7 protein-coding genes are annotated in these 11,440 nt (G+C 65.1%); all 7 read right to left on the bottom strand.

Annotated elements, in window-relative coordinates; all coding sequences use genetic code 11:
- Positions 1–409: 409 nt before the first annotated feature.
- The 7 genes from AC1DKV_RS31410 to AC1DKV_RS31380 all read right to left on the bottom strand — a co-directional run bounded on the left by AC1DKV_RS31410 (position 410) and on the right by AC1DKV_RS31380 (position 11,151).
- Positions 410–2,761: a TonB-dependent siderophore receptor gene (locus AC1DKV_RS31410; RefSeq protein WP_477138824.1), complete on the bottom strand. Its 2,352-nt coding sequence runs from the start codon at positions 2,759–2,761 to the stop codon at positions 410–412.
- 64 nt (positions 2,762–2,825) lie between these two features.
- Complete coding sequence (locus AC1DKV_RS31405; RefSeq protein WP_477138825.1) at positions 2,826–5,039, bottom strand: TonB-dependent receptor; 2,214 nt, start codon at positions 5,037–5,039, stop codon at positions 2,826–2,828.
- 111 nt (positions 5,040–5,150) lie between these two features.
- Positions 5,151–6,122, bottom strand: coding sequence for a FecR domain-containing protein (locus tag AC1DKV_RS31400; protein ID WP_441622964.1), 972 nt, complete (start codon positions 6,120–6,122; stop codon positions 5,151–5,153).
- Positions 6,123–6,180: 58 nt separating this feature from the next.
- Positions 6,181–6,690, bottom strand: coding sequence for a sigma-70 family RNA polymerase sigma factor (locus AC1DKV_RS31395; RefSeq protein WP_477138823.1), 510 nt, complete (start codon positions 6,688–6,690; stop codon positions 6,181–6,183).
- Positions 6,691–6,855: 165 nt separating this feature from the next.
- On the bottom strand, positions 6,856–8,322 hold the full coding sequence (locus tag AC1DKV_RS31390; RefSeq protein WP_477138822.1) for an amidase: 1,467 nt from the start codon (positions 8,320–8,322) through the stop codon (positions 6,856–6,858).
- A gap of 83 nt (positions 8,323–8,405) precedes the next feature.
- Entirely contained in the window at positions 8,406–9,755 is a 1,350-nt protein-coding gene (locus tag AC1DKV_RS31385; protein WP_477138821.1) for an MFS transporter, read from the bottom strand.
- Positions 9,756–9,873: 118 nt separating this feature from the next.
- Positions 9,874–11,151, bottom strand: a complete 1,278-nt coding sequence (locus AC1DKV_RS31380) for a M20 family metallo-hydrolase (protein WP_477138820.1) — start codon at positions 11,149–11,151, stop codon at positions 9,874–9,876.
- Positions 11,152–11,440 lie beyond the last annotated feature (289 nt).

Raw genomic sequence — 11,440 nt, 5'->3', positions numbered from 1 at the left:
TGGCGAGGGTGGTAGTCATGGCAGTTCTCCTGGAAGGCGGTTGGCCAKCTGGCCGGGTATCGATTGGGACTTCGGTTCGTTTGCTGTCGAGCATCTTTGCTTCGCTCGGGAGGTACAAACGCATGGAGTGTGCCAAGGTGGGCCATGTCGCCTCGAATCGCCCGCAAACGCAGGCTGGGCTTGGGAGAAATTTTTCTCGAGGGGGAAAATAGCGCCGAAGCCCGGTGTGGGAAGGCTTTGATCTGGCAGGCAAAAACCAACACAACAGACACCGTGTGTTCGTGCGCCGCCAACATCGGGAAACATCTGGGCGATCACGCCGGCATGACGCGGCAGCGGGAGGACCCTTGAGGCGCACCKGGATGAGAACACCGGCGGCCTGCCGGAATTCCAATGCGGTCACATGGGATCAGAAGCCCATCGTCGCCGACAGCAGCAAGGTGCGCGGCTCGGCGATCGCCACGCCGCCGAAGGCATCGACCGCGGCCMAGTAGCGCTGGCCGAAGACATTGCGGACGTTGAGCCGGAAGGTGGTCTGCCGGCGCGCCAGCGTAGTCCGGTATCGCGCGCCAAGGTCAACGCGGGTCCATTGCGCAATGCCMTGTTGCGTATTGGCMTGGTCCACATACTGGCTGCCCGTGTAGACCAGGCTGCCGGTCAGCGTCAGCCCKGGCGCGAAGGCGGCATCCCATTCGGCGCCCAGGTTGGCTTGCAGCCTGGGCACGCCGATGGGGGTCTTGCCGGCGGTCGCGGCGCTGTCGGTGCGCACCGGCCTCGCATCGAGCACGGTGGCGCTGGCCAGCAGCCGCACGCCTGGCACCGGCTCGCCATACAGGCCAAGCTCCAGTCCGCGGTTGCGCTGCTCGCCGTCTGCGGTGAACAGCGTGCCGGACATCTGCCCACCCGGCCGGGTGATCTGGAACGCGCTGACCGTGGCGATCATGCCTCCCMGMTCTACCTTGACGCCGGCTTCGTACTGTATCGACTTGTAGGGCGCGAAGACCTCGCCGGCGTTGCTGGCGCTGGCGGGCGCGGTGTCGCCCTTGCTCAGCCCTTCGGCGCGGTTGGCGTAGAAGGAGACGYGCTGCCAGGGCTTCACCACGAGGCCGAGCATGGGCGTCACGGCCGATTCGTCATAGCGCGAAGTCACGGCGCCGGCGGTGCTGAAATTCGCCGACCTGACCTGCTGGTGACGCACGCCCAGCGTCAGTTGCACGCGCTGGTCCAGCAGCGACAGCGTATCGGCCAGCGCCACGCCGGTCAGGCGGGTTTCCGAAACCGTTGGCACGCTGGCCGGATCCGCGATGAACTGCATGGGAAGCGAAACCGGCTGGTAAAGGTTCGTCAGCAGGGTGACGGGCGAATTGTTGAAGCCTCGTCCCAGTCGATCCCGATAGCCGCTGACCACCAGATTGAGGCGATGGCCGACCGGCCCGGTGTCAAAGCGGGCCCGCAGGCCGGTATCCGCGGTAGCCCGGGCCACGTTGAACTTGTAGTTCGTATCCGACACGGCAATGTCGCCGGCCTCGTTGACGATGGTGGGCGTGATGGCAAAGAGCCTGGCAACCCGGGTACGGCCGCCGCCGCCGTCCAGGAACCAGGCCAGCTTGTCGCCGATCTCGTATTCCGCCCGAAGCAGCAGCGACTGGTCGCTGATCCTGGAGTGTTCCCAGGGCTGCGAGATATTGCGCTGTCCATCCGGCGCGCCGGGCACGGCGATGCCGGGAAGGATGTGCAGCAGCCGTGACGGCGCGTTGATCCTTTCCCGCTGGCCGATGAAGTCCAGCGTCGCACGCAGGCGCTCTCCCTGATAGTCGAGCGCCAGCGCGCCGGCACCAGCGTTGCGCGACTGGTTGTCCAGCCTGGTGTCCCCTGCCCGGTAGCTGCCGTTGAGGCGGATGCCGAACTGCCGCGCGGCGCCAAAACGCCGGCTCAGGTCAACGTTTCCACCCAGTTGCGATGTCGCGGCATAGTCGGCGGTGACCTGCATCTGGTCCGGTCCGGTGGCCCGCTTGGGGACGATGTTGATGCCGCCGCCGACACTGCCGCTCGGCGCCATGCCGATCAGCATGGCGGTCGGGCCCTTKATCAGCTCGACGCGCTCGATATAGCCGGTGGACACGCGGTAGTTGGAGGCAACGCCATACAGGCCATCGAAGGCGATTTCCCCGAAGTTACCGTTGCCCACCGGAAAGCCGCGGATCGTGAAGGCATCGAGGATGCCACCGGGCTGGCTGACGAAGCGCACCGACGCATCATTGGCCAGCACATCGCCCACCGTGCGCGCCTGCTGGTCTTCKATCGCCCTGGCGGTGTAGCTGGTGAGGCTGAACGGCGCGTCCATGATGTCGGTGTTGCCGAGCATTCCCAGCCGGGCGCCGCGCGCGACCTGCCCGCCCGCGAAGGGCTGCGGCAATTCGCCCGCGGCGGCGGCGGTACCGGTGACCGTCACCGTGGGCAGCACCGGCGCCGCCTCGCTGCGGGCGCCCTCGCGCGCCCTGCGCAAGGAAAAGCCGCCGCCCGGCAGCGCCACCGCTTCCAGCCCGGTTCCCGCCAGCAGCGCCCTCAGCCCTGCCGGCACCGAATAGCTGCCTTGCAAGCCGGGGCTCTCGGCGGCACCGAGCAGCGCCGCATCGTAGGAAAGATCGATGCCGGCAGCGCTGGCGAAGCGGTTGAGCACCACATAGAGCGGGCCTGGCCCGATGGCAAAGGAGCGGGCCTGCTCCGTGCCCGGCGCGGCACGCGCCGTGGACAACGGCATGCCAACCCACAGGGCGAGACAGGCGAGAGCGCAGGAAAAGGCGCGGCAAGGTGCCCTCAATGGCTTAGAAGTCCATGCTCATGGACGCCATGAAGGTACGCGGCGCACCCAGCGAGATCGTGCTGAACGAGGCCACCCCCGACCAGTACCTGCGATCGAAGGCATTGAACACACCCGCACGGAAGGTGGTCGACTTGCCGTACAGCGAGGACTTGTAGCGCACGCCCAGATCCACCGTGGTCCACGACGGCACCCGCTGCGTGTTTGCCTGGTTCACGTATTCGCTGCCGGTGTAGTTGACGGCGCCGGTCAGGGTCAGGCCGGGCACCCACGGCAGGTCCCATTCCGTGCCCAGGTTGGCCATCACCGTGGGCACGCCGACCGGGCGGTTGCCGAGCGTGGCCGCGCTGCTGGTCTTGGTCAGTTCGCCGTCGAGCAGGGTCACGCCGCCGAGCAGGCGCACGCCCTTGTAGGCCTGGCCCGACATCGTCAGCTCCAGGCCCTGGTTGCGCTGCTCGCCGTCGACGGAGAAGACCGTGCCGGACAACTGGCCGCTGGGCTTGGTCATGCGGAAAGCGGCCAGCGTTGCCATCACCTTGCCCGCGTCGTACTTGACGCCGACCTCGTGCTGCTTGGTCTTGTACGGGGAGAAGACCTGCCCCGCGTTCGACGCCACCGCCGGCGCGATATCGCCCTTGCTCAGTCCCTCGATGTAGTTCGCGTACAGCGAGACGTGCTGCCAGGGCTTGAAGACGATGCCGGCCAGCGGCGTGACGGCGCTCTCGTCGTACGTGGCGGTCTTGGCGCCGGTGGCGGCGTAGTTGTTCGACTTKACCTGCTGGTAGCGCAGGCCGAGGGTGAGTTGCACGCGGTCGTCGAGCACGCTCAGGGTGTCGGCCAGGGACAGCCCCGACAGCGTGGAGTCGGACACCTTGGGCACGCGTTGCGGCGCGGCGATATCCTGCGCCGGGCGGTCGACCGGCGCATAGATATTGGACGTGACAGGCGTGCCGGCCACGTTGGCGCTGGCGAAGCGGTCCATATACAGGTTCGCCTGCAGCGCCAGCGCGTGCTTGACGGGGCCGGTCTCGAACTTGCTCCTGACGCCGGTATCGAAGCTCGACCGGTTGACCTGGAACCTCCAGTTCTGTATCGCCGACGAGGTGGCACCCGCCGAATTCAGGATGGTCGGCGTCTGGTCCGACAGCCGCGCCACGTCGGAGCGGGTACCGCCAGCGTCGGCAAACACGGTCACGTTGTCGGTGATGTCGTACTCCGCGTGCAGCAGCGTCGAGACATCATTGGACTTCCACCAGCCCCACCGCTGGCTGACATTGCGCCGGCCGTCCGGCGCCGCGGGCACCTGCACGCCGGCCGCGACCAGGAAGGGCCGCGTCGGCGCGTCCACCCACTGGTATTGCTCGATCAGGTCGAGCGAAGCCCGCAGGYGCTCGCCGTGATAATCGAGCGACAGCGCGGCCACCTCCGCGCGCGATTTCTGGTTGTCCAGCGGGGTCTGTCCCTGGCGATGCAGGCCGTTGAAACGGATGCCCCACTCCCGGTCATCGCCAAAGCGGCGGCTCAGGTCGATCGCGCCGCCCACCTGCGCGTCAGACGCGTAGTCGAGGGTAAAGCGCGTCAGGTCCTGCGCCAGTGCCCGCTTGGGCACGACATTGACCACGCCGCCCACGCCGCTGTTGGGAGACATGCCGTACAGCAGGGCGGCGGGGCCCTTGAGCACCTCGACCCGCTCCAGGTACTCGGTGAAGAGGTGGTAGTTGGGCGAAACGCCGTAGACGCCGTCAAACGCGATTTCCGACAGGTTGCCCTCGTTGATCGGGAAGCCGCGGATATAGAAGGAATCCGTCACGCCGCCGACCTGGCCGGTGAAGCGAACGGAAGGATCGCTGTTCAGCACCTCGGCCAGGGTGACGGCCTGCTGGTCCTCGATCCGCTGGGCGGTGTAGTTGGTCACGGCGAAGGGCGTGTCCATCACGCCCTTGTTGCCCAGCAGCCCCAGGCGGCCGCCACGCGCCACCTGGCCGCCGGCATGGGCCGGTGGCAATTCGCCCGGCGCCTCGGTGGCGGCGGTGACGGTCACCGCCGGCAGCGTCGCGGTGGCATCCGCCGGCTGCGATTGCGCCCTMACGCCGAGCGGTGCCACGCTCGCGCCCATCGCAAGACAGACAAAGGCGTGGTGCAGTGCAAGCGCGAACGGCTTGGGTCGAGGTGGGCGCGCGTTGGCGATGGCAGTGGCATGGCGTGTTGCAGACATCAGATTCTCTTCTCCGGCAGCGTGGTGTTTGAAGTTCCTACGCAGTAGGCCGGTCGAGAATCGAAATCCCCTCAATATTTCCCTGGTTTTTTTCCGCACATGGGCAAAGTGGCGTCAATTTCCGCCGGCGGGACCAACCGTGACCCAGAGGCGCGTGCGATAGGCGATGGAAACGGGCTGCGACTGCGCCAGGAAGCGCAGCGTCCGATCGGTGTCGCGCAGGTGGTAGGTGCCGGATATGCGCAGGTCCGCCACGCGCGGATCGCAGACGATGCGGCCGGTGCGGTAGCGGGCAAGTTCGGCCAGCACGTCGGCCAGGCGCATGTCCTTGCCGGCGATGACGCCCTCGGCCCAGCCGTCCGGCGCGATGGGCGGCGCCGCCGCCGGCGTGCTGCCGTCTGCGGCAAGCCACCAGGTCGTCCCCGCGCGTGCCACGTCCTCGCCATTGCCCGCCGACGGATACAGGGCGACGGCGCCCTCCTGCACGCTGACCCGGGCGCGCGCGCCCTCGATACGCACCACGAAGCGCGTGCCCAATGCGCGCAGGCTGCCGAACGGCGTCTGCACCCAGAAGGGCCGCGCCGCGCCGCTGGCGGCGGAAAATTCATCGTCATGGCCCGTGGTGACCAGGATCTCTCCGCGCCGCAGCGTGATCAGGCGGCGCTCGGCGCCCAGTCCGGTACTGATGGCCGTGTCCGTATTGAGCACGATGGTGCTGCCATCATCGAGCCGCACGGTACGCTGCTCGCCGGTGGCGGTGCTGGTATCGGCAAGCAGGCGCTGCCATGGCGCCAGTTCTCGCACACCCTGCACGGCAAGCAGCGAGATACCTGCCAGCGCCAGCACCTTGAGCGCCTGACGGCGTTTCAGGCCGCCGGCGCTGCGCCGCGCGCCGGCGGTTTGCAGCGTATCCAGCGCAAGCGCTGCCGGTACGCCGGAGAAATCGTCTCGCAGCGCCTGCACCCGCTGCCAKGCGAGCGCGTGCAGCGGGTCCGCCTTGAGCCACTGTGCGAACGCCTCGCGCGTGCCGGCGGTGGGCTCGCCGAAGTCGAGCCGGATCGTCCAGGTAACGGCCTTGTCGACCATGCGAGCGGGAATCCGGGGTTCGGGCGCGGGCGGCGTGGGTCCGCAGGGACTGGCGGGATCAGTCACCGAAGCGCACAGCGTAGCAATGGCGCAGGGCCGCGGCGACATGGCGTTCGGCCGTCGCCAGCGACACCCCGAGGCGCTCCRCGATCTGCCGGCAGGTCAGCCCTTCCAGCTGGGCCCACAGGAAGGCGGTGCGCACCTGCGGCTTGAGCGCATCGAGTATGCGGTCGATGGCGATCAGGGCCTCCAGGAAGAGCAGCCGGCTCTCTGGCGACGGCGCGTGGGCCGGCGGCAACTGCGCCAGCGTCTCCAGCCAGGCCAGCTCCAGCTCCCGGCGCCGCCAGTGCTCGATGACCAGGCCGCGCGCGATCGTGCTCAGGTAGGTGCGGGGCTCCCGGATATCCGCGGCCTGCCGGTGGAGCAGGCGGAGAAACACGTCCTGCGCCAGGTCTGCCGCATCGCAGGCATTGCCCAGCTTGCGGCGCAACCAGCCCTGGAGCCATCGGTTGTGCTCGCTATAGAGGGAGTGAACGTGACGCTGGAGAGCGGATTCGGCGGCAGCCATGCTGCATTCCTGATGATGATCAGTCTGGCACGGCCAAACCTCACAGATCGCAAATKAGAATGGTTCGCATTGTATTACAGACGGGCTCTCCAGTACAACTGCCGGCAGGCCCKGTCATTGCCACGCTGGCGCACAGCCCTGCGCCGCCCGCCTTCGCATAATGAGTCAGTCAGCGTCAGCCAACGGGGATCCGGCCCACACGGGCGGCCGGCGGCCTTGCCAGGGCATGGCCGCTTCCAGTTGGGCCGCCAGGCGGAAAAGGATGTCCTCTCGTCCAAACCCCGCAACGAACTGGGAGCCAATTGGCAATCCTGTTGCGCTATCGAACGACAACGGAACCGACATGGCGGGCAACCCCGCAACGTTCGGCAACGGGGTGAATGGTGATTGCTGGAGCACGTGCGCGATCCAGCCGTAGCCATCAAGCATTCCCTCGTCCTTGTTGTACTCACCTATCCGAGGCGCGAGATCTGGCAGCGTCGGCGTCAGGAGAAGGTCGTAGCCCAGGAAGAATTTGCCCGTCGCCCGCGTAACGGCATTCCGGACCTGCAGCGCCTCCAGCAGGTCCGTACCGCTGACGCGACGCCCATACTCGTAGACCGCGAATGTCGCCGGTTCGAGAATGCCCGGGGTCACGGGCCTGCCGGTTGCCGCCGAGATGGCGTTGAGCCTCATGGCCGCGTTCGCGGTCCAGATCTGCGCGTTGGCGTGAACGAAACTGTCCCAGCTTACGCCCAGGTCCGGCGTGACTTCCTCCACTTCATGGCCCAGCGATGCAAGAGACCGGGCAACGGCGCGGATGGCATCCGCCACGACAGTGGTGGTCCGCCCGGAATTCTGTGGGTTGAGCAGGAAGCCGATCCTGAGCTTCCCCGGACTGCGCTGGAGTTCCGACAGATAACTGTCGGCCGGTGGCGCAATCTGATACGGCTCGCCGATGCCGGCACCGGTCACGGCATCGAGCAAGGCGGCGCTGTCACGCACCGACCGGCTCACGCCAAAGTGCACGCCAAGTCMGTTCCATACCTCGTCTACGGCGGGGCCGTTGGATACGCGTCCCCTTGTCGGCTTCAGGCCGAACAGGCCATTCAATGCCGCGGGCACGCGAATCGAGCCACCGGCGTCAGTGGCATGGGCAAGCGGAACGATTCCGGCTGCGACGGCCGCGCCGGCGCCCCCGCTCGAGCCGCCGGCACCGCGATCGAGATTCCACGGATTCCTGGTCGGCCCGCACACGCGTGCCTCTGTGGTCGTGCTCACCGCCAGCTCGGGCATCGTCGTCCTGCCGAGCGTGACGAGGCCGGCCTTTCGGAATMTGACCATCAGATTCGAGTCTTCCCGTGCAATCAGCCCTTGCGCTATCCGGCTACCCAGTTCGCTTCTGCGGCCCTTCATCGCCACGCCCAGGTCCTTGATGAGGAAGGGCACGCCGGAAAGCAGGCTTCCTGGTTCCGCGGACGCGGTTGAGTCCGCCTCCGCGGGCCAATGCTCGACCACGGCATTGATCTTCGGGTTGATAGCCTCGAGCGCATTCAGCGCAGCGGCCGCGACTTCCGCGGGGCTGACCTGTCCGCTCGATATGAGATCGTGCAAACCTACGCCATCAAGCGACGCATATTCGTCCAGTTTCATAGCGATGCCAATAAAGAACCAACAATAAGAGCGGAATGCCCCAGCAGCCGCGCAACGAAACGGCTACCTGAGCGCGGGCGTGATCAATCCATGCCTCGCGTTCCCGCGGGAACCKGTGCATGCCCATCCGATGCGAATTCAACGACGTCTTCCGGATGCAAGCGCAGAAGGAGGACGATGACTCCCGAGATGAAAAGCATCGCGGCCACGATCAAGAAGCCAAGATGCATGCTTCCCGTCAGACTCTTCGACCATCCGATGATGCTTGGCCCGAAGAACCCACCGGAAAGACCGATCGTATTGATCAGTGCAATCGCCCCCGCTCTCGCATCGCCTTTGATGTACTCCGGCGGTACGGCCCAGAAGACGATATTTGCCATCCACATCATCCCCGTGGCGAGTGTGAGACAAACGATGGTGAGCAGAAGGCTACCGTCGGCAAATATCCAGGCGACAAAGGCGAGGACGCCGACGAACACAGGCAGCGMAATGTGGAAACGTCTGTCGCGATGCTTGTCGGAACTGCGGCCACCATAAAAAATGGCCAATGCAGCAGCAACGTAGGGGATGGCTGAATACCAGCCCAGCTGCTGTGTGCTGGCKACGCCTTCGAGCTTGAGGATCGTCGGAAGCCAGAAGCTGAGAGCGTAGATTGGCGCGATGATGCAGAGGTAGGCCACGGCAAGAATATAGACCTTCGGGTCCCTCAGGACAGCACGGAAAGAACCATGGCGTCCGGCATCCCTGCCCAGTTCCCCTTGAAGCAGGCGCTTTTCCTGCGGGCTCAGCCATTTCGCGGTAGCCGGGCCATCCGACAGGGCGAAGTAGGCGATCACGCCGAGGACGACACACGGGGCGCCTTCCAGCAAGAACATCCATTGCCAGCCGGATAGATTGCCGGCCCCTGCAAACGCCGTCATGATCCAGGCGGAAAGAGGACCGCCCACGATTCCGCTGACCGGTCCCGCGAGCCAGACAATGGAGATGGCGCCGGCAGTGCGCGACGGACCATACCAGCGGGACAGATAAAACAGCACGCCAGGAGCAAAGCCGGCCTMGAAAACGCCGAGCAAGAAGCGCACCGCATAAAAGGCCGGAATACTGTTCACGAACAGCATGCAGATTGACGCGATCCCCCACAGCACCATGATCCGGCTGAAGGTGACCCGCGCCCCCACCTTCGGAAGCAGCAGGTTACTCGGGATCTMGAACAGGACGTAACCCACGAAAAAGATGCCGGMGCCGACCCCATAGGCCGCATCGGATAGTGCCAGGTCACTCTGCATCTGCAGCTTCGCGAAACCGACATTGACTCTATCGAGGTACGCGAACATGAAGCCGACAAACAGTAGCGGCAGCAGGTGTAGATCCACCTTTCGATAGACGGAAGATACTGCTGCGTCGCCGCCTGACGTTTGATTTATTGCGGACAATTTTGTCTCCGGTCGTTGATCTTGGTCGAGCCTGGGCCATGGCGATCGCACGGCGAGCGATGTGGAAGATCCAATCCATCGGGCTCGCCGTGTGAGCGACAAGTGGCGGGCTATCCGGTCACAGCCTGGCTGACATGACAGCCAGCATTGCGTCGCAAAGAATCTGTGCGCCCGCGGCCAGATCCTTGTCGCKGGCATGCTCTGCCTCGTTATGGCTGATGCCCTTCTCGCAAGGCACGAAGATCATGGCCGTAGGCGTGTGGTCTGCCATGTACTTGGCGTCGTGAGTGGCGCCAGAGACGATGCTCATGTGCGTCAGGTTCCGAGCCTTCGCCGAGTCCTCGACAACCGCCACGACACGGTCGTCGAACTTCACGGGAGTCGAGCGCAGCAATACCTTGGCGGAGACGGGGCAATGCTCGACTTCGCTCGAACACATCTGGAGGATCTTCTCGCCCGTTTGCAGGAGATGATCCGGATCCGGGTGCCGGAGATCGATGTTGAAGGTAACCTTTCCGGGAACCGTGTTKGGCGAGCCGGGTGCCACTTCAAGCCGTCCGACGGTGAAGCGCAGTATGTCGAGCGGATCCGCAATTTCACTCCGAATCCGTGCCATCAGCACCGTCGCCGCAAGCAGCGCATCTTTCCGGTGTCGCAATGGCGTGGTGCCGGCGTGGGCCTCCATCCCGCGAACTTCGATCTCATAGGAATGAAGACCCTGAATGCCGCTGACGATGCCGATGTCGCAATCCGCATCTTCGAGGACGGGGCCCTGCTCGATGTGAGCCTCGATATACGCAAACCCTTTGCCGCCCAGAGGCCTGCTTTGCAAGTGCGGAAGCGCCTCGATCTGCGTCGCCAGCGCATCGCCAACGCTGATGCCTTTCGCATCGCGTATTGCCAGTGCCCTGTCGAGCGGCAAGGCGCCTGACGCCACCGCCGACCCCATCGTCGGCGGGGGAAATCTCGAACCCTCTTMATTCATCCAGACGACGAGCTCCATCGGGCGCTCTGTCACCACGCCATGATCGTCAAGCGTTTCAAGGACTTCAAACCCGGCCAGCACCCCGAATACGCCATCGAACTTGCCGCCCGTGGGCTGGGAATCGAGATGCGATCCCGTCATGACAGGACTGAGTTCCGGCCGCGCGCCCGGGCGGCGGATAAAAAGATTGCCGATCGGATCGATGGCCGTGATGTAACCCCTCCCCGAAGCCCAGTCCAGAAGGAGTTGCCGCCCCCTGGTGTCCTCTGCCGTCAGTGCCTGACGGTTAACGCCGCCATTGCCGGTGGCGCCGATTTCGGCCATCGCGCGGTGGCGGTCCGAGAGCCTGGCACCGTTGATAAGCGGTGCGGCTGTCACCGTGGATACAGATGTGGGATTGTCGACTTGCATTGTTTCCGGGGGGCGTCGTTTATCGTGGCACCCAGTTTGCCCAGCCAACCCCATAAAGTCAAGTCACTTGACTAGCAGGAATGTTAGTGTCATTTATACGAACAAAAAGCGGCATCCAAGCCACAATCAGGCTGCGGATCGCGAAAACCACCCCTTGAATTTGGCTCCGATGCCGACGCGGCGGAGGTGACGTCGACATCTCGCCGATTTATCGACCCCATGCCTGCACTCGTTACATTGCTACACGCCAAATCGAAAATGCGTTACTATTTCGAAATGCCGGAATACT

The sequence above is a fragment of the Cupriavidus sp. 05T41 genome, from assembly GCF_056396525.1.
Note: the sequence above shows the minus strand (reverse complement) of the source record. Positions and strands in the feature narration are given on the sequence as shown.